The organism is Pseudomonas sp. RIT623 (genome assembly GCF_004519305.1).
Taxonomy (GTDB): domain Bacteria; phylum Pseudomonadota; class Gammaproteobacteria; order Pseudomonadales; family Pseudomonadaceae; genus Aquipseudomonas.
On the sequence record NZ_SOZA01000005.1, the window covers coordinates 145,661 to 163,614 of the forward strand.

Genomic DNA, 17,954 nt, shown 5'->3' on the forward strand with positions numbered 1-17,954 from the left:
GCCGGTCAGTGACTCAGCTGGCTGGAAAACTGCCCCACCGCATCCACCACTTTCTTCGCCCCTTCCTGGATCTCCACGATCACCCCGCCGGTATCGGCGGCCAGGGCCAGCCCTTGCTCGGCCTGGCGCTTGCTGGTGTCGATGATGTCCACCGCCGCCTGGGCCAGTTGCTCGTTCTGTTGCACCACCTTGGCGATCTCCTCGGTGGCGCTGCTGGTGCGCGAGGCCAGCTGGCGCACTTCGTCGGCGACCACGGCGAATCCCCGGCCCTGCTCACCGGCACGGGCGGCCTCGATGGCGGCGTTGAGCGCCAGCAGGTTGGTCTGCCCGGCGATGTCGCTGATGGTCTTGATGATTGCGCCGATCACCTTGGACTGCTTGTCCAGCGCCTGGATACCGTCGGCGGCGTCCTGCATCGACCCTTCCAGGCCACGCATCACCTCGACGGTCTGGGTTACCACGTCGGTGGCCTTGCGCGCGCTGCTGTCGGTCTCCAGCGAGGTGGTGTAGGCGATGTCCGCCGCCTGGGCCACGGCCAGCTCCTGGTTGACCTGGTCGGTGATAACGGTGGCGAACTTGACCACCTTGTAGAGCACGTCGTGGGCATCGATGATCGGGTTGTACGAAGCCTCCAGCCACACCACCCGGCCATGGGCGTCGATGCGCTTGAAGCGCTCGGCGACGAACTCGCCACGGCGCAGTTTCTCCCAGAACGCCTGGTAGCCCGCCGAGTTGGCCTCTTCCGGCTCGCAGAACATGCGGTGGGATTTGCCGCGCACCTGATCCAGGGTGTAACCCATGGTCTGCAGGAAACGGTCGTTGGCGGTCAGCACCTGGCCGTCGAGGTTGAACTCGATCACCGCCGTGGAGCGCATCAAGGCCTTGATCAGGCTCTCATGCTCGCGGGAGGTCTCGATGGTGCGGGTCAGGTCGCTGGAGTGCAGGGAGAAATACTTGATCCGCCCTTCGCTGTTCTTCACCGGCTGCAGGATCGAGCGCAGCCAGGCCTCCTCGCCGTTGCCGCGCAACAGGCGGAAAGCGCCGTTGAGGTGCTCGCCACGGGTAATGGCTTGCTTCATGCGCTGATAGAAGTCGAGCTTCTTCACATGGGCCGGGACAATGTCCTCGATATTGCGGCCGATCAGCTGTTCGGCGCGGTAGAGCATCTCGGCCTCGAAGTTGCCATTGACCGACTCGATGCGCCCCTGGGGGTCGAGCTGGAGGACCAGCATCTCACTGTCCAGGCTGTTCTTGACCTGCTCGATGGACATCAACTCTTCGCGCAGTTGCTGGATTTCTTGCTTCAGTTTGCTGTTGAACATGGCCGCTCTCCCGGAGCGTATTCCTGTAGTCGAATGCAATTGCATCGGCTGCCTGCGCTGAGTTCTTGAGTGCTTTGCAAGGAAATATTCAAACAGCCGAAAGTGCCGAAAATCAGGCGTCATATCCCCGTCACACGGGCGTCACATGGCGGCAGGACACTTTTCCCATGAGCACACCGTCCTTGCGCATCACCCTGGTCAGCGAAACCTTCCCACCGGAGATCAACGGCGTGGCCAATACCCTTGGCCGCTTGAGCGACGGGCTGCGCCAGCGCGGCCATCAGGTGGAACTGATCCGCCCGCGCCAGGCCAGCGACATCGGCCCGGGCGACCCCGAGCAGTTACTGCTGTGCCGTGGCTGGCCCCTGCCCGGCTACCCTGGCCTGCAGTGGGGCCAAGTGTCTATGCACAAGCTGTGGCGGCGCTGGCGCCGGCAGCGCCCGGATGTGCTGTACATCGCCACCGAGGGCCCGCTGGGGCTGAGCGCCCTGCGCGCCGCCCGACGCCTCGGGGTGGCGGTGATCAGTGGTTTTCACACCAATTTCCCGCAGTATTCCGGCCAATACGGCCTGGGTCTGCTGTCGCGACTGCTGACCCATTACCTGCGCTGGTTCCACCGACGTACCGCCATTACCCTGGTGCCCAGCGCCAGCCAGCGCCTGGAGCTGGAGCGCCGCGGCTTCGAACGCCTGGGGCTAATGGCCCGTGGCGTCGATGCCACGCTGTTCAACCCGGCACGGCGCAGCCAGGCCCTACGGGAGCAGTGGGGATTGGCGGCCGACGACATCGCCGTGCTGCACGTCGGCCGCCTGGCGGCGGAAAAGAACCTGGCCCTGCTGCGCCCCTGCATGGCGGCCCTGCACAACAACCATCCACACAAGCGCCTGCGCCTGGTGATTGTCGGCGACGGTCCGGCGCGCGCCCAACTTGAACAACAACTGCCCGAAGCGGTGTTCTGTGGCGCACAGCGTGGCGAGCTGCTGGCCGAGCACTACGCCAGCGGCGACTTGTTCCTGTTCCCGAGCCTGACCGAGACCTTTGGCAACGTGGTGCTCGAAGCCCTCGCCTCGGGCCTGGCGGTGGTCGCCTATGACGAGGCCGCCGCGGCCCAGCATATTCGCCATGGCCACAGCGGCGCCTTGGCCATGCCGGGCGATCAGGCCGCGTTCATCGATGCCGCCTGCTGGCTGCTGGAAGAGCAGGAAACCCTGCGCCGGGTGCGCCTGAATGCCCGCCAGCACGCCAGCCGCCAAGGCTGGCCGGCGATCATCGAGCAGTTCGAGGGTTATCTGTACAACGCCTGCCGGGGCGGGCAGCCGGTGGATGCCCCGGCACCGCTGCTGATCAAGCCAGAGTCGTCAACGCCTCGCGGCTGAACGGCAACACATCGGCTTCGCGGCCATCACGCACCTTCTGCGCCCACTGTGCATCCACCAGCAGTGCCCGGCCCACCGCCACCAGATCGAACTCCTGGTCCTGCAGGCGGCGCAGCAAGCCTTCCAGGCTGGCCGGCTTGGCCACCTTGTCGGTATCGACCATGAACTGCAGGAACTCGCCGTCCAAGCCCACGCTACCCACGGTGATGGTCGGCTTGCCGGTGAGCTGGCGGGTCCAGCCGGCCAGGTTCAGCTCGCTACCGTCGAATTCCGGCTCCCAGAACCGTCGGGTGGAACAATGGAAGATATCCACACCCGCCTCGCTCAGCGGCTCGAGGAACGCGGCCAGCGCCTCGGGAGTTTGCACCAGGCGCGCACTGTAGTCCTGCTGCTTCCATTGCGAGAAGCGCAAGATGATCGGGAAGTCCGGCCCGACCGCGGCGCGCACCGCCTGGATCAGCTCGATGGCAAAGCGCGAACGGCCGGCCAGATCACCACCGTATTCGTCGTCGCGGCGGTTGCTGGCCGCCCAGAAGAACTGGTCGATCAGGTAGCCATGGGCGCCATGGATCTCCACGCCGTCCATACCGATGGCCTGGGCATCGCGCGCGGCTTGAGCGAAGGCCGCGATGACCTCACGGATATCCGCGTGACTCATACCTTGCACCAGCACCTTGCCGTCCTTCTCCTTGCCGCTCGGGCCGTGGCCCGGCACGCTGCCATCGGGCTCGGTGCCCAGGCGTCGCACGCTGCCCACATGCCACAGCTGCGGCACGATGCGCCCACCCTCGGCGTGCACGGCCTCGACCACGCGCTTCCAGCCGGCCAGGGCGTCCTCGCCATGGAAACGTGGCACGTTGGGGTAGCCGTTGGCGGCCTTGTGTCCAACCGTGGTGCCTTCGGTGATGATCAACCCGACACCGGCGGCGGCGCGGCGGCGGTAGTACTCGACCACGCCGTCATGGGGTACGCCACCAGGGCAAAAGGTGCGGGTCATCGGTGCCATGACCACACGGGTCGGCAGGTCGAGGGTGCCAATGGTGAAAGGCTGGAACAGAGGGTTGCTGGACATGCGGCGCTCCCGACGGGGTGAGGAAATGCGCCTGAGCTTAGGGGGGTGCGTGCAGGTGGGCACAGTATTATTGATTACAGTGATTTAGCGGTATCGAAACAGGGGCTGTCGGGCAGCCCCACGGCATCTCAGGCCAGCGCTTTCTCGATCGCCTGCACCACGGTCGGATCGTCTGGCGCTGTACGCGGGGCGAAGCGTGCCAGCACCCGGCCATCCTTGCCGACCAGGAACTTCTCGAAGTTCCAGGTGATGTCACCGGGGAACTCGGCGCCCTCGCCCGCCAGCAAGCGATACAGCGCATGGCGTTGCGGGCCATTGACCTCGAGTTTGGCCCCCAGCGGGAAGCTCACGCCGTAGTTGAGGCTGCAGAACTCCTGGATTTCCTTCTCGCTGCCAGGCTCCTGGCCGGCAAACTGGTTGCAAGGCAGCCCAAGCACGTTGAAGCCTTGGCCCTTGAACTGCTGGTGCAGTTTTTCCAGCGATGCGTATTGCGGTGTCAGGCCGCACTTGGAGGCGACATTGACCACCAGCACCACTTGGCCCTTGAACGGTGCAAGGGGCAGGTCCTCGCCGTCCAGCGCCTTCAACGTCAGGTCGTGAAATGCACTCATGATGAAATCCCCTCTCAGGTTGCCAAGGGTCGCTGGGGCGAATCCCGCCCACTAAAAAGGCGCACGGCCAAACCGTCCACCCTCCTGAGGAGGGCAAGTCCGGCTTGCCCGAGCGCCTGGCGACTCTCTGAGCTTAGCGCAGAAAATCAGTGGTGATGACCACCTTCACCGTGGATGTGACGGTGAGCGATTTCTTCTTCGCTAGCGTCACGCACGTCGACGACCTTGACCTTGAAGTTCAGGCGCTGGCCAGCCAGTGGGTGGTTGCCGTCGACGGTCACGTCGTCGCCGTCGATATCACGGATGGTGACGATCTGCATCTGGCCATCTGGCGCCGAGGCGTGGAACTGCATACCCACTTCCAGTTGGTCGACGCCTTCGAACATCTTGCTGCTCAGGGTGCTGACCAGTTCGGCGGAGTATTCGCCGTAGGCCTCTTCCGGCTCGATGGCCACGGTCAGCTCGTCGCCGGCCTGCTTGCCTTCCAGGGCTTTTTCCAGGCCCGGGATGATGTTGGCGGCACCGTGCAGGTAGACCAGCGGCGCACCACCGGCGGAGCTGTCGATGACCTCACCTGCGTCGTTGGTGAGGGTATAGTCGATGGAGACAGCCTTGTTGGCGGCGATCAGCATGGGGCGAGACCTTTTGCAAAAGAATGTAGAGCGCACCAGTGTAACCAACGCATCGCGTGATTGCGAACGCGGCTCGGACGATACACGGCCCACCAGTCGGATCATCGGCTTCCATCAGGACGAGGAAGGCCACTGGGTGGTCGAGCTGTCCTGCGGGCACACCCAACACCTGCGCCATCAACCGCCCTGGCAGGCCCGCCCCTGGGTGCTCGACGCCGACCAGCGCGCGCGCCGCATCGGCCAGGCATTTGCCTGCGGCTGGTGCGCTCAGGGTGTGGTTAGCGATACCCTTGGCCGTTAAATTCCTTGCACCGCTTATTTCGAGAAGCACGCATGCAGACATTTTTCATTGCGCCGACCGACTTCGGCGTCGGCCTGACCTCCATCAGCCTGGGCCTGGTTCGGACCCTCGAACGCGCGGGGCTGAAGGTCGGTTTCTTCAAGCCGATCGCCCAGCCGCACCCCGGCGACACCGGCCCGGAACGCTCCAGCGAGCTGGTCGCCCGCACCCACGGCATCAAGCCGCCCACCCCACTGAGCCTGGCCCATGTCGAGCGCATGCTCGGTGACGGCCAGCTCGACGAACTGCTCGAACAGATCATCCGCCTGTACCAGCAGGCCTGTGTCGGCAAGGATGTGGTGGTGGTCGAGGGCATGGTGCCGACCCGGCACGCCAGCTATGCCGCGCGGGTCAACCTGCACCTGGCCAAGAGCCTGGATGCCGAGGTGATCCTGGTGTCGGCGCCGGAAAACGAAGTGCTCAGCGAGCTGTCCGGCCGCGTCGAACTGCAGGCCCAACTGTTCGGCGGCCCGCGCGACCCGAAGGTGCTCGGGGTGATCCTCAACAAGGTGCGCACCGAGGAGAGCATGGCCGAGTTCGCCACCCGCCTGCGCGAGCATTCGCCGCTGCTGCGCGGCAACGACTTCCGCCTGCTCGGCTGCATTCCCTGGCAGGCCGAGCTCAACGCCCCGCGCACCCGCGACGTGGCCGAACTGCTCGGCGCCCAGGTGCTCAACGCCGGTGACTACGACCAGCGGCGCATGAACAAGATCATCATCTGCGCGCGCACCGTGGCCAACACCGTGCCGCTGCTAACCTCCGGCACCCTGGTGGTGACCCCGGGCGATCGCGACGACATCATCCTCGCCGTGTGCATGGCGGCGATCAACGGCGTGCCCCTGGCCGGGCTGCTGCTGACCAGCGACAGCAAGCCCGACCCGCGCATCCTCGAGCTGTGCCGTGGCGCCCTGCAAGCGGGCCTGCCGATCCTCTCGGTGGGTACCGGCTCGTTCGACACAGCCAATCAGCTCAACTCACTGAACCGCGAGATCCCGGTGGACGACCGCGAACGCGCCGAGTTCATCACCGACTTCGTCGCCAGCCACCTGGATGCCGCCTGGCTGCATCAGCGCTGCGGCACGCCGCGCGAGCTGCGCCTGTCGCCGGCGGTGTTCCGCTACCAGCTGATCCAGCGCGCCCAGCAGGCCAACAAGCGCATCGTCCTGCCCGAGGGCGCGCAGCCGCTGCTGGTGCAGGCCGCCGCCCTGTGCCAGGCCCGTGGCATCGCCCGCTGCGTGCTACTGGCCAAGCCCGAGGAAGTCGAGGCAGTGGCCCGGGCCCAGGGCATCAGCCTGCCGCCGGACCTCGAAGTGCTCGACCCGGAGTCGATCCGCGGGCGCTACGTCGAGCCAATGGTCGACCTGCGCAAGAGCAAGAACCTCAATGCGCCGATGGCCGAGCAGCAACTGGAGGACCCGGTGGTGATCGGCACCATGATGCTTGCCCTGGGCGAGGTCGATGGCCTGGTCTCGGGCCTGGTGCACTCCACCGCCAACACCATTCGTCCGGCCCTGCAACTGATCAAGACCGCTCCCGGCAGCAGCCTGGTGTCGTCGGTGTACTTCATGCTGTTCCCCGACCAGGTGCTGGTCTACGGCGACTGCGTGATGAACCCGCACCCCAGCGCCGCGGAACTGGCCGAGATCGCCCGGCAGAGCGCCGAGTCGGCCGAATCGTTCGGCATCGCCGCCCGGGTGGCGATGCTCAGCTACTCCAGCGACTCGGCAGCCAGCGACGAGGAAGTGGAAAAGGTCCGTGAGGCCACGCGCCTGGCGCAGCAGGCCGAGCACGACCTGCAGATCGACGGGCCGCTGCAGTACGACGCTGCCGCCAACCCGGAGATCGCCCGGCAACTGGCACCGTCAAGCCCGGTGGCCGGACGTGCCACGGTATTCGTGTTCCCCGACCTGAACACCGGCAACACCACCCACAAGGCGGTGCAGCGCAGCGCCGACTGCGTCAGCCTCGGGCCGATGCTGCAAGGGCTGCGCAAGCCGGTCAACGACTTGCCGCGCGGGGCGCAGGTCGAGGACATCGTCCATACCATCGCGCTGACCGCGATTCAGGCCCACCAAGGCGCAAAAACCTCCGTCTAGCGCCACCGTCCCGGCTTCGGCCGGGACGCCCCATCACCCCTCGTCGGCGGCCCGACCAACGTCATTTGACTTCCCCCTGGCCGGGACTAGCGTTCAATGCTGTCAGGATGAAATCACCGCAGGCGTCACGGAAGCGCAGCGTTCGATTCGGCATGTGGCGAACGCGTGACCATTGCATCCGCCCTCCAGCATTCCCCTGCCTTTGATCCCGTCCTCTTTATCGCCCTCCCCGGCTCGACCGGGCGGGACGCACCGGCTTGCGTCACCTCGCAAGGCCCAGGCGATCGGGCGTGATCGCGCAGAGAAGGAAAGGCACGACAAGCAGAGTGGTCATGAAATACGTCATAGGCCCCAGCATAGGGGTTGCGCGTGTAGGTAACAGCGAGACGGGCTTTTATCTGGCCCCGGAAAAAATCGGCGGCCGACCGCTGGAATGCGATGGCTATGGCAACCAGACGCTCGACCCGCAACAACAACCGGTGTACGTCACCCGCTACAAGGATGCCAACGGCAGCGTCAAACGCCAGGCCGCACGTTTCTGTATCTTCGCCGTGGACGACAACGGCAAGGCCACGGAACTCACCCTCGACAGCCCCGGTGTCGAGTCCATGACCTGGTCGGTGCACCTGGCCAATAAAAAGGCCATCTGGTACAACTTCGCCGAACTGGAAGGCAACCTGCTGCTGGGTGCGCATAACAGTTACAAGCAACGGCACGTCTCGCTGCGCAACGACAGCGTTACCGACGAAGCCGATCGGCAGAAACTGATCATCGACCCAGGCCCTCACCAGCTGTCCGGCCGCCAGGGCAAGGTCGAGCTGTCGCGGGACAACACCAGCAACGACTACCGCTTCCGCTCGTTCCCGGCGCGCGCCACCCAGGGCCAGCAGATCAACACGCTGGGGACCCTGCGCACCGACGCCAAGGGGCGCCTGCTGGTGCTCGGCGGCCACGGCCACGCCGGGGGCAACGAACCGATCAGCAGCTTTGCCGGCGCCGATACCTGGCATGACGATGTGTCCGACGGCCCCGTCACCTGCACCCTCAAGCTGGCCAACCAGCCCGAGCAAACCCTCACCGCCTGGTGCATCGTTGGTTCGCCGAAATTCGCCCCGGAGCTGGAGAACATCGTCACCCTCGACGACCTGGCCTTCGACGTCGCGGTGCGCGAGCTCAACCTGTTGCCGGAGCTGTACCGCAACGGGCAATACCAGAAGAGCTACATCGCCAACTACGCACGCGACATCGAGCCGATCCTGCGGCGCCCCGCCGGCTATCGCTGGGTGGCCTCGATCCCATCGCTCAACAGTTTTTCACCGCCGCCGTTCGATGCCACGGACAATTCCCCGGCGAGCCAGGGCAAGCGCCAGGACTACTTCTCGCTGTTCCGCAACCCAGGCAGCAATGGCTTTACCGACGGCGCCCAGGCGCAGCTGTTCGATCAGAAGTCGGGGATTCCCTTGATGCCGCTGAACTCGGGCTCGAACTCGGTCAGCAACGAACTGCTCGACAAGTTCCTCACATTGACCCGCACGCAGTACTTCCTGCTGGGGCAATGGGCGGCGGGCCAGTTCACCCTGGAGCCGCCCAAACCGCTGCCGGGGGTCAGCGCGCTGGACCAGGCCAGCATCGGCAACTGCGTGGGCGGCCCACTGTGCCCGGGTATCGAAGTGACCTGGAGCCTCTACAGCCCCTCGCTCTACGCCAAGCCGTACCAGATCAGGCATCGTCACGAAAGCGCCTACTACTACGCCAACGGCCTGAGCACCACCGAGAACGAAACAGACCCGGAAGGCCCGTTCCAGGGTTGCGAACCGGGTGACCTGACCAAGCGCATGGCCATTCCGTGGCAGGCCGACTTCTATCAGTGCACGGTGCAGAACGTGAACTTCACCGACCCGGCCGTCAACAAGGAGGACAGCGTACCCAAGGCGCCGTCCTACTACGCCTACTGGTGGCCGCCGCAAAGCCCCTGGAATGTGATCCCCAGCGACTTGACCGCCGCTGCCCAGCAGGCCTCGGGGATCTCCGCCGGGATGCAGTCTATCTACAGCCGCGGCATCAATGGCTACACCGAGATGATCCAGGCCTGGCACTACTTGGGCTTCATCACCAATGAGGCCCAAGGGCCGCTGCGCGACCTGTATCCGTATTTCGTCGAGACCGAACGCAACAATGACCGCTTCGTCGCGGCCAGCTTTGCCATAGGCCCGGCCGAGTACGTGCTCAACGGTGCCAGCGGCAACTTCTTCAACACCTGGTACCTCAAGCCGGACGAGAAGCTGCCAAGCATCGATGCGCGACAAGTGGTCACCGCGCGGGGGCATCTTGTTCGCTGAACAGCCGAGGACCGTGGATGTGGTCGTCGTCGGGGGAGGGCCGGCCGGTAGCGCGGCCGCCCTCACCCTGCGGCGCCACGGCGGTCACTCGGTGATGCTGTTGGAACAGCGCGAATATGCCCGGGAGAAAGTCGGGGAAACCCTGTCGCCCGGCGTCTTGCCGCTGCTTGACTACCTCGGCGTGGGCGAGCATTTCCGCCAGGCCGGTTTCAGCCCGTCGTTCGCTTTCACCGCCGCCTGGGGCGACAGCGAGGTCCGTGCACGGGACTTCCTGTTCACCGGTCGCGGGCACGGTTGGCACCTGGACCGCACGCGTTTCGATGCTGGGCTGGCCAACGCCGCCCGCAGCATGGGCGCGCAACTGCTGACCGGCGTGCGGGTGCGCGAGCTCGGGCGCGATGGCGATACCTGGCGGTTGCGGGTCGATGGCCTGGAGGCTTCGCCAGAGGTGCGCTGCCGCTACCTGATAGACGCCACCGGACGCAGCGCCTGGCTGGCCCGGGCATTAGGCGCCAGCCGTCTGCAGCAGGACCACCTGGTGGGTATCTCGGCGTATTACGCCGCCAGCGACAGCGTCGTCGAAGGGTGCTCGCTGGTCGAGGCCACCGCTTCAGGCTGGTGGTACAGCGCCCCGGTGCCGGACGGGCGATTGATCACCGTGCTGATGACCGACGCCGACCTGCTCCAGGCCTCGCACGACGACCGGGAATACTTCTGGTCCACCGCACTCGCCCAGGCGCCCAATACCCGCGCCCGCCTGGGCGAGCGGCCGATGGCGGGCAACCTGCGCGTCTGGCCGGCACACTCGCAGCATCTCGAGCCCTGTTGCGGCAAGGGCTGGGCGGCAGCCGGCGACGCCGTGGCAGCGTTCGACCCGCTGTCATCGATGGGTATCGGCTATGCCTTGAGCACCGGCATCCAGAGCGCCCGGCTGGCCGCCATCAGCCTCGCCAACGCCAGCCACGAGGCCGAGCAGTGCCAGGCCTATCGCAGCGACATACAGCGCCACGTCATGGAGTACCAGGCGCTGAAACGTGGGTATTACCAGGTCGAGTCGCGCTACGCAGACCAACCCTTCTGGATCCGCAGGCAGGCCGCTTAGGCACATGGCGCGCGCCGTAATAAAAAGGGCAACCCCGCAGGGTTGCCCTTTTTATTCAGCGCGACGGCTCAGGGATACTGCTGCACGGTGCCTTGCTGGTCATACTGCTGGCCAGGGATTGGCTTGAGATTGACCTCGACCCGGCGGTTCTGCGCACGGCCATTGGCATCGGCGTTGCTGGCGATCGGCTGGTCGGGGCCCATGCCGCGCACGCTGACCCGCGACGGGTCGACCCCCTGGGAGGTCAGGTAGGTGCTGACTGCCTGGGCGCGGCGCTGGGACAGGTCCATGTTGTGCTGGCGGCTGCCGGTGCTGTCGGTGAAGCCGACCACCTCGATGGTGTTCTGGTTGAACTGCTTGAAGGAACCCGCCAGGTTGTTCAGCGGTGCATAGAAGCTGGGAGAGATATTCGCCGAATCGGTGGCGAAGGTGATGTTGCCCGGCATGATCAGCTTGATCTGGTCGCCCTGGCGCTGCACCTCGACACCGGTGTTGGCCATCTTCGCGCGCAGCTCGGCTTCCTGCTTGTCGGCGTAGTAGCCATAACCCGCCGCGGCGGCCCCCACCGCGGCGGCGCCGATCAACGCCCCCTTGCCACGGTTGTTGTGGTCGATGGCGGCACCGGCAATGGCGCCGGCCAGCGCACCGAGGCCACCGTACTTGGCGGTCTTGCTCATCCCTGTGGAGCCCTGCGCCTGGCCCTGGCTGTCGTAGGGGTTGGGGCTGGCACAACCGGACATCAGGGCAGCGGCGGTAGCGACGATAATCAGACGACGCATGGTGAACATGGACAAGCTCCTACTGAAATTCATTAGTGCAACGGATCACATACGGATCTATGCCAGCCTTGGATTACAGCGCAGCGGAAAAATTCCATGAAACCTCAGGCACGCACGAACGGGTTCTCGCGCATTTCCTCGCCGAGGCGGGTGTCCGGACCATGGCCGGTCACCACGATGGCCTCTTCATCCAGGCGGTATAGCCGCTCCTTGATGGAACGAACGATAGCCCGCTGATCGCCACCCCACAAATCAGTACGCCCGACGCCACGGCGGAACAAGGTGTCGCCGGCGATCAGCAGCTTGTGCTCGGCGAACCAGAAACTCATCGAGCCCGGCGTATGCCCTGGCGTGTGCAGGGCCACGCCGCAGCCGCAAGCCAGCTCCTCGTCGTCGTCCAGCCAACGGTCCGGCGACGGCACCGGGGTGTAGGGCATGCCGAACATCTGGCATTGCATCTCGAGGTTGTCCCACAGCGGCTGGTCGGCCTTGTGCAGGTGCAGCGTGGCGCCGGTCAGTTCCTTGAGTTTGCCCGAGGCAAGGAAGTGATCGAAATGGGCATGGGTATGGATGATGCTCACCAGGGTCAGGCCATGGTGCTGCAGGCGGGCGAGGATCTTTTGTTCGTCACCGCCCGGGTCGACGACGATGGCCTTCTTGCTCAGCGGATCGCCGATCAGGGTGCAATTGCACTGCAAGGGGCCGACGGGGAAGGTTTCGCGGATGAGCGGGATCGAGTTTTTTTGCATGATGGCATACAGAGAGCAGTTGATCGGAAAAGGTTGGAATACCCGCCAAAGCGCCTGATTCCAGAATCAGCATCGCATAGGCTGCGTCAGGCTGACGAAGGAGCATGACTGACGCTTCAATGCAAGATTATAGGGGCTGCTTCGCCGCCTTTTCCGGCAAGTCCACAATCAACACCTTGAAAGGCTGCCCCTCACGGCAAGTACAACCGGAACAACCCGCCCCCCAACGCCCCGCCGTTGGCAATCTCGATCCGCCCACGCACGCCGTTGCGCTCGTGCAAGGCGGCGATCCGCGCCGCGAAGTACAGGCCCAGCCCGGTGCTGCCGCTCTGCGAATCGATACCCTGCACATAGTCATGCTGACGCTCGAGCATGCGCTGTGGATAACCGGTGCCGTCGTCGTTGACGCTGATCACCAGTTGCTCGCCCTCTTCCTCGATGCTGATCAGCAGGGTGTGGCCGGCATAGCGGATGGCATTGGTCAGCACATTGGCCACCACCGAGGCGACCAGTTCGCGGTCGAAGAAGCCCAGCGGGCTTTGCGTCTCGATGCGCCAGGTGGCCAGGATGTCGCGGTGCTTGATCACGTCCTGCTGGGCGGCGAGCTGGGCTTCGATGAAGTCGTCCAGCTCGTGGTAGTCCGGGCAGATCGGCAACTGATTGACCCCCAGCTTGTACAGGCCCAGCAACTGCACGAGCATGCCGTTCAGGTGGCTCAGCTCATGCTCCACCACCCCCTGCTCGTTACCGCCGCGCAGTTCCTCGGGCAGGCGCGCCAGCCACTGGCTGTGGGCATGGGTCAGAGCCGAGAGGGAGTTTTTCAGGTCATGCACGGTGGAGGCGATCACCGTGGAGAAATCCAGCCCCTGGTTATCCTGGCTCATGCGCCGAACACCCGGATGTGCAGTTTGCGGTAGCGGTCGTAGCGGCTGTCGCTAGTCGGGATGCCGGCCACGCTGGTGAGGCAGTCTCGACACTCCTGCATCAATGCCGGCGGTGGTGTTTCACCACCAATGCGCAACAGGGCCTGGGCCGTGTTCAAAGCGATGCTGATGTTCTTCGGTTGCAGCGACAGCGCCTTGCGGAACATCCCCAGCGCCTCGTTGAGCTGACCGCCCTGGTAGCTGCGCACGCCCTGGCGGTTGAGGTCGACCGCCTCGGTCACGGCGCCGAGCACGACCGGGTCGTCGGTAAGCTTGGCCACGCTCTGCATGACCTTGGGGTCGTCGCCGTAGGTTTCCACGCAGCCCTTGAGGATCGAGGTACCTGCCGCGTCCTGACCCAGTTGCTGCAACTGCTTGGCCACGGTCAGCGCGGCCTCGACCGAGAAGAACTGATCCATTTTTTCCAGGCGCTGCATGGCCTGCTCGGTGAGCTTGGCCGCGGTATCCGGGTCCCCGGCCTGCTGCAGGCTGGCCGCCTTCATCAGCCGCGCGCGCACTTGCAGGCCCTGGTCCTCGACGTTTTCCTTGGCCACTTCGCTGAGCACAGTGTTGATCTCGACCCGGGTACGGGCATCGAGGCCATTGCCGGCGTTCTTGTTCATCAGCGCCTGGACCAGGCCCAGGTTGCTTTCGGCATCCTTGTAGCGCGAACTCTGCCCTTGGTTCACCGCATGACGGTAGGCCTTGGACGCGCTCTCGAAATCAGCGTTGTCCAGCGCCAGCTTGCCCAGCGCGGCCTGACGACGCACGGCCAGCGGCGAAAGGCGCACGGCCTCCTCGAGCATGTGCTGCGCGCGCTTGCCCTCGCCCTGGGCCACCAGCACTTCAGCCATGCCGTCGTACAGGTTGGGCATGATCGGGAAAGCCTTCAGCGCCTGCTCATAGACCCCTTGGGCCTGGGCATTCTGGCCGCGTTTGTGCAACAGGCTACCCAATGCGGCGTAAACCCAGGGCTGTGGCCGGCTGGCAAGGATGTTCTGGAGGAACTTCTCCAGTTCGTCGAAGCGGTTGAGGTCGCGCAGGGCATCGGCCCGGTAGCGCAGGCACAGCGGCGCGAAACGCGGGTCCTTCTTGCACAGCTCGGCGCAAGCGCCGAGCACCTCGGCCGGGCGGCCGCGGTCCAGGGCCTGGAGAATCGGCTTGAGCAGCGTCTTGCGCTGGGTCAGCTTCTCCAGGCGCTGGGCAAGCCCGACGCGGTTGAAGGGTTTGGTCAGATAGGCATCGGGCTCATGCTCGATGGCGCTGAGTACGATGGCCTGGCTGCTTTCGGCGGTGACCATGATGAACACGCATTCATGGCTGATCAGCTTGTCGATGATCAGGTCTTCGAGCACTTGCTGGCCGTTCTTCTTGCCATCGCCCAGATGGAAATCCTGAAGGATGAAGTCGTAGCGTTTCTGCCCGCACATGCGCAGCGCCTGTTCGCCACTGTCGGCCGTGTCGACGTCGCGCACGCCGAGTTCTCGGAGCATGGAGCGGGTCGACGTGCGGAAGTCGGTGTAGTCGTCGACGATCAGAAAGCTTTTTTGCCCGTACTGCAGCATCAACACGACCTGTACTGGAAGAAGAAGGAAAGTGGCGCGAAGCGATACATGCCGCCGAGACCTGTATCGGCAGCGGGTCGGAAAAGATGAGTGCGGCACGCCAGGGCCAGAAAGTGGCTCAAGGCCACTATTTTATCGCCGTGCGCGCCTTCAGGCCAACAGGCCAAGCGATTTGGCCCGGGCTACCGCCTGGGTACGGCGCTCGACCCCCAGCTTGCTGTTGATATGGCTGGCGTGGGTCTTGACGGTGTGCAACGAAATGAACAACTGCTCGCTGATCTGCTGGTTGGAGCAGCCTTGGGCGATCAATTCCAGCACTGCCAGCTCACGGCCGCTCAGGGCCTCGGCGATCACCGGCAGGTTGGGCGCCGACTCGGGCAGCCGCGCCAGCAAGTCGCCTTGCACGGCACAGGGTGCGCGCGCCAGCAACTGCTCGCGCAACCACTGGGGCTGATCATCCAGCAGCCGCTGGAACGCTTGCTGGGCGCCGCCCTGGGCAGCCTCCAGGGCCTGGGTGAGCAGCTTCGCGGCCTCGGCTTCACGGCCTTGCTCGAGCAGCATTTGGATAAGCTGGCACAGGGCGCTGACCACCAGGGTCATTCCGCCGCTGGCCCGCCCCCGCTCGACCAAGGCACCAAGACGCGCCTCGGCATCGTGCGCACGCTCCAGCACCCGCTCCAACAACGCCTGCTGCAATTCGATGTGCAGCGGTAGCAGGGGGTGGAACTCGGGCGCCGCCGCGGGCTGCTCGCCGCCATAGGTCTGGCCGAGACGTGTCAGCCACGACTCGGCCAGGTCGGTGCGGCCCTGGGCCAGCCACAATTCGCATTTCACCAGGGTGATCATGGCCAGGTAGAAGATCGGCGGCACGTCCCAGATGTGCATCAGCCGCTCGGCCTCGGCCAGCTCGGCGAACGCCTCGGCGAAGCGCCCCTCGCGGCCGTCGAGCGAGGCGATCACGCAGTGCCCGATCAGCACACTGATGTCTCGGCAACTGCGCGCCTCGCTCAAGCCTGCCCGCAAGCGGGTGCGTCCCGGCCCCGACTGCAGGCGCGCAGCCAGCAGGTAGCCTTCGTACAGGGTGAGTCGGGCGCGCACGGCATACAGGCGTTGCCCGGATAGCCCCTGCAGGCGCTGCAAGCCTTGGCGCACCTCCTCCAGCGCCCGCAGGACCTCGCCGCGGGCATGCAGCACCCTGGCTCGATCATAGTGGGCCAGCGCTTCGAACAACGGATTACCGACCCGTTGGGCCAGTTCGAGGGCTTCGCGGTTCCAGCCCCGCGCGCGCCAGAAATCGCCATCGGCGATGGCCAGGTTGGACAAGGTCGACAGGCACACCAGGCGCTGCCCGTAACGCTTGCAGGGCAAGCTTTGCAGCGCCTCGGAGCAATAGGCCAAGGTGCGCGCACGATCACCGCGACCACGGGCGATCACCCCGCTCAGGGCCAGCCACTGGGCCAGCATCGATTTTTGCGCGGTGGCCGAAGGGGCCGGCAGGAAGCGGCTCAGATAGGCCGCCAGCTCCTCGGCGGCATCGAGCTGGCAGGCCAGGCCCAGCGCCCAGCTGTACAGCACGATCAGCCGTGGCGTGCTGATCAGCAGGCTGTCGGGCAGGTCCATTTTCCAACGCAGCAACATGCCGACGTTCTGTTCGGCCAGCAGTTGCTCTTCCGACAGGCTCTGTACCAGATCGGCCGCCACATCCAGATGGCCGGCGCGCAGCGCCTGCTCCACCGCCTCGTCGAGCAGGCCCTGGCCCTCGAACCAGCGACAGGCGCGCAGGTGCAGCCCGGCGAGCGGCTCGCTGGCCTGGCGACTGCGCAGCAGGTCGGAGAACAAATGGTGATAACGGAACCAGGTGCCATGCTCGTCGAGCGGCACCAGGAACACCTGGTGGGCCTGCAGGTAGCGCAGCACCTCGGCGCTGTCGTGGCGCTCGCGCAGGGCATCGCACAGCTCGGCGCAGAAGCGCTCCTGGCAGGCGGTGTCATAGAGGAATGCCTGGACCGGCGCGGGCAGGATCTCGATCACTTCTTCCAGCAAATAATCGCGGATCAGCCCCTCGCCCCCGTGCAAGGCCTGGGGCAAGGCATGGTCGTCACCCGACTCGCTGGCGGCCAGTTGCCAGAAGCGCAGGCCAGCCACCCAGCCGTCACTGCGCTGGATCAGGTTGTCGAGGGCCTGGCCGCGCAAACCGGTGGGCTGGCGGCCAATCACCGCCAGCGCTTCGTCCGGGGTCAGGCGCAGGTCCTGCTCGTTGAGCTCGACCAATTGCCGCGACAGGCGCAAGCGTGCCAGGTGCCAGTCGGGGCGTTGACGACTGGTGACCAGCAGCACCAGCCCGGGCGGCAGGTGATTGAGGAAGAATTGCAGGCAGCGGTCTAGTACCGGCCCCTGGGCCAGGTGGTAGTCGTCCAGCACCAGCAGCAACGGCGTGTCAGGTTGCAGGTAGAGCGCCAACTCGTCGAGCAGGCCGTCGAGCCATTCCTCGAAGGCGAACGGTTGATGACGCTGGCGCATTTTCAATAGCCCCAGAGCCTGCCCACCGAGGGCCGGGCAAAACTGTTGCAGCCCTTCGAGCAGCCGTTCGAGGAAACGCCCCGGGTCGGCATCGCGCAGGCTCAGACCCAGCCACAAACTGCGCCAGTGGTTGGGTAGCGCCTGGCAGAACTCGATGGCGAGCGAGCTTTTGCCAAAGCCCGCCGGGGCGTTCACCAGCAACAGGCGCCCCGCCAAGCCGCTGTGCAAGCGCTGGCACAGGCGTGCGCGGGGCACATGCGCCTCTGGCAGGGGCGGGCGGAAAAAACGCCCGTCCAAAAGGCCCAAGGCCTGGCTGGCGACTCCATGCGTACGGGACAAGTCTGTCATGGCCGGCTCGTTCTGATTGGAGTAATGCGGCGGGTACGGATGGTTGCGAGACTAGCGGCAAACGCCGCGCATTTGAAGATGATGCAGGCCCTTTGGCCCAAAAAGACTACAACAAAACGAAACAACACCAAGGATGCGGGCCGAGGGCGCGGGAACAGAAACGCCCCGGCAAGCCGGGGC

General features: G+C 65.3%; 14 protein-coding genes and 1 pseudogene. 5 read left to right on the forward strand and 10 right to left on the reverse strand.

The window, feature by feature from the left end:
- Positions 1-5: 5 nt before the first annotated feature.
- Positions 6-437: a methyl-accepting chemotaxis protein gene (locus E3U47_RS25420; RefSeq protein WP_371923703.1), complete on the reverse strand. Its 432-nt coding sequence runs from the start codon at positions 435-437 to the stop codon at positions 6-8.
- Between the two features lie 162 nt (positions 438-599).
- A pseudogene (locus E3U47_RS25425) lies at positions 600-1,445 on the reverse strand (PAS domain-containing protein); the annotation flags it as partial.
- 44 nt (positions 1,446-1,489) lie between these two features.
- Between E3U47_RS25425 and E3U47_RS05815 the strand changes: the two are divergent.
- The gene (locus E3U47_RS05815; RefSeq protein ID WP_134690045.1) at positions 1,490-2,698 is read left to right on the forward strand and encodes a glycosyltransferase family 1 protein; all 1,209 of its coding nucleotides are present in this window, start codon (positions 1,490-1,492) and stop codon (positions 2,696-2,698) included.
- On the opposite strand, the gene E3U47_RS05820 is transcribed toward E3U47_RS05815, so the two are convergent.
- From E3U47_RS05820 to E3U47_RS05830, 3 genes are all read right to left on the reverse strand, one after another.
- Positions 2,667-3,770, reverse strand: a complete 1,104-nt coding sequence (locus E3U47_RS05820) for an NADH:flavin oxidoreductase (RefSeq protein ID WP_134690046.1) — start codon at positions 3,768-3,770, stop codon at positions 2,667-2,669. The genes E3U47_RS05815 and E3U47_RS05820 overlap by 32 nt on opposite strands.
- Positions 3,771-3,898: 128 nt before the next feature.
- The gene (locus E3U47_RS05825; protein WP_134690047.1) at positions 3,899-4,381 is read right to left on the reverse strand and encodes a glutathione peroxidase; all 483 of its coding nucleotides are present in this window, start codon (positions 4,379-4,381) and stop codon (positions 3,899-3,901) included.
- A 146-nt stretch (positions 4,382-4,527) separates the two neighbouring features.
- Positions 4,528-5,013 carry a peptidylprolyl isomerase gene (locus E3U47_RS05830; protein WP_134690048.1) on the reverse strand — a complete coding sequence of 162 codons (486 nt, stop codon included), beginning with the start codon at positions 5,011-5,013 and terminating at the stop codon, positions 4,528-4,530.
- On the opposite strand from E3U47_RS05830, the gene E3U47_RS05835 reads away from it, so the two are divergent.
- From E3U47_RS05835 to E3U47_RS05850, 4 genes are all read left to right on the forward strand, one after another.
- The gene (locus tag E3U47_RS05835; protein WP_134690049.1) at positions 5,012-5,314 is read left to right on the forward strand and encodes a DUF3565 domain-containing protein; all 303 of its coding nucleotides are present in this window, start codon (positions 5,012-5,014) and stop codon (positions 5,312-5,314) included. The genes E3U47_RS05830 and E3U47_RS05835 overlap by 2 nt on opposite strands.
- A 32-nt stretch (positions 5,315-5,346) precedes the next feature.
- On the forward strand, positions 5,347-7,449 hold the full coding sequence (gene pta / locus E3U47_RS05840; RefSeq protein WP_134690050.1) for a phosphate acetyltransferase: 2,103 nt from the start codon (positions 5,347-5,349) through the stop codon (positions 7,447-7,449).
- Positions 7,450-7,781: 332 nt separating this feature from the next.
- A complete protein-coding gene (gene lodA / locus E3U47_RS05845; RefSeq protein WP_218568149.1) occupies positions 7,782-9,788 on the forward strand; it encodes a CTQ-dependent lysine 6-oxidase LodA in 2,007 nt (668 codons plus the stop codon).
- 13 nt (positions 9,789-9,801) lie between these two features.
- Positions 9,802-10,890, forward strand: coding sequence for an FAD-dependent oxidoreductase (locus E3U47_RS05850; protein ID WP_167659439.1), 1,089 nt, complete (start codon positions 9,802-9,804; stop codon positions 10,888-10,890).
- Positions 10,891-10,958: 68 nt separating this feature from the next.
- Here E3U47_RS05850 and E3U47_RS05855 read toward each other — a convergent pair whose 3' ends face one another.
- The 5 genes from E3U47_RS05855 to E3U47_RS05875 all read right to left on the reverse strand — a co-directional run bounded on the left by E3U47_RS05855 (position 10,959) and on the right by E3U47_RS05875 (position 17,774).
- On the reverse strand, positions 10,959-11,678 hold the full coding sequence (locus E3U47_RS05855) for an OmpA family protein (RefSeq protein ID WP_134690053.1): 720 nt from the start codon (positions 11,676-11,678) through the stop codon (positions 10,959-10,961).
- A 95-nt stretch (positions 11,679-11,773) separates the two neighbouring features.
- Positions 11,774-12,418 (reverse strand): MBL fold metallo-hydrolase, encoded by a 645-nt coding sequence (locus E3U47_RS05860; protein WP_134690054.1) that lies wholly within the window; start codon positions 12,416-12,418, stop codon positions 11,774-11,776.
- A gap of 191 nt (positions 12,419-12,609) precedes the next feature.
- Complete coding sequence (locus tag E3U47_RS05865) at positions 12,610-13,302, reverse strand: sensor histidine kinase KdpD (RefSeq protein ID WP_134690055.1); 693 nt, start codon at positions 13,300-13,302, stop codon at positions 12,610-12,612.
- A complete protein-coding gene (locus tag E3U47_RS05870) occupies positions 13,299-14,906 on the reverse strand; it encodes a tetratricopeptide repeat-containing response regulator (RefSeq protein ID WP_134690056.1) in 1,608 nt (535 codons plus the stop codon). The genes E3U47_RS05865 and E3U47_RS05870 overlap by 4 nt, the downstream gene beginning before the upstream one ends.
- Positions 14,907-15,056: 150 nt before the next feature.
- Positions 15,057-17,774 carry a LuxR C-terminal-related transcriptional regulator gene (locus E3U47_RS05875; RefSeq protein WP_134690057.1) on the reverse strand — a complete coding sequence of 906 codons (2,718 nt, stop codon included), beginning with the start codon at positions 17,772-17,774 and terminating at the stop codon, positions 15,057-15,059.
- Positions 17,775-17,954 lie beyond the last annotated feature (180 nt).

What these genes read in the sequence shown, in the direction of transcription:
- E3U47_RS05835 (WP_134690049.1), top strand. Translation starts at nt 5,012, where the DNA reads ATGGGGCGAGACCTTTTGCAAAAGAATGTAGAGCGCACCAGTGTAACC.
- E3U47_RS05825 (WP_134690047.1), bottom strand. Translation starts at nt 4,381, where the DNA reads ATGAGTGCATTTCACGACCTGACGTTGAAGGCGCTGGACGGCGAGGAC.
- E3U47_RS25420 (WP_371923703.1), bottom strand. Translation starts at nt 437, where the DNA reads ATGCGTGGCCTGGAAGGGTCGATGCAGGACGCCGCCGACGGTATCCAG.
- E3U47_RS05830 (WP_134690048.1), bottom strand. Translation starts at nt 5,013, where the DNA reads ATGCTGATCGCCGCCAACAAGGCTGTCTCCATCGACTATACCCTCACC.
- E3U47_RS05815 (WP_134690045.1), top strand. Translation starts at nt 1,490, where the DNA reads ATGAGCACACCGTCCTTGCGCATCACCCTGGTCAGCGAAACCTTCCCA.
- E3U47_RS05820 (WP_134690046.1), bottom strand. Translation starts at nt 3,770, where the DNA reads ATGTCCAGCAACCCTCTGTTCCAGCCTTTCACCATTGGCACCCTCGAC.
- E3U47_RS05855 (WP_134690053.1), bottom strand. Translation starts at nt 11,678, where the DNA reads ATGTTCACCATGCGTCGTCTGATTATCGTCGCTACCGCCGCTGCCCTG.
- pta (WP_134690050.1), top strand. Translation starts at nt 5,347, where the DNA reads ATGCAGACATTTTTCATTGCGCCGACCGACTTCGGCGTCGGCCTGACC.
- lodA (WP_218568149.1), top strand. Translation starts at nt 7,782, where the DNA reads ATGAAATACGTCATAGGCCCCAGCATAGGGGTTGCGCGTGTAGGTAAC.
- E3U47_RS05875 (WP_134690057.1), bottom strand. Translation starts at nt 17,774, where the DNA reads ATGACAGACTTGTCCCGTACGCATGGAGTCGCCAGCCAGGCCTTGGGC.
- E3U47_RS05870 (WP_134690056.1), bottom strand. Translation starts at nt 14,906, where the DNA reads ATGCTGCAGTACGGGCAAAAAAGCTTTCTGATCGTCGACGACTACACC.
- E3U47_RS05860 (WP_134690054.1), bottom strand. Translation starts at nt 12,418, where the DNA reads ATGCAAAAAAACTCGATCCCGCTCATCCGCGAAACCTTCCCCGTCGGC.
- E3U47_RS05865 (WP_134690055.1), bottom strand. Translation starts at nt 13,302, where the DNA reads ATGAGCCAGGATAACCAGGGGCTGGATTTCTCCACGGTGATCGCCTCC.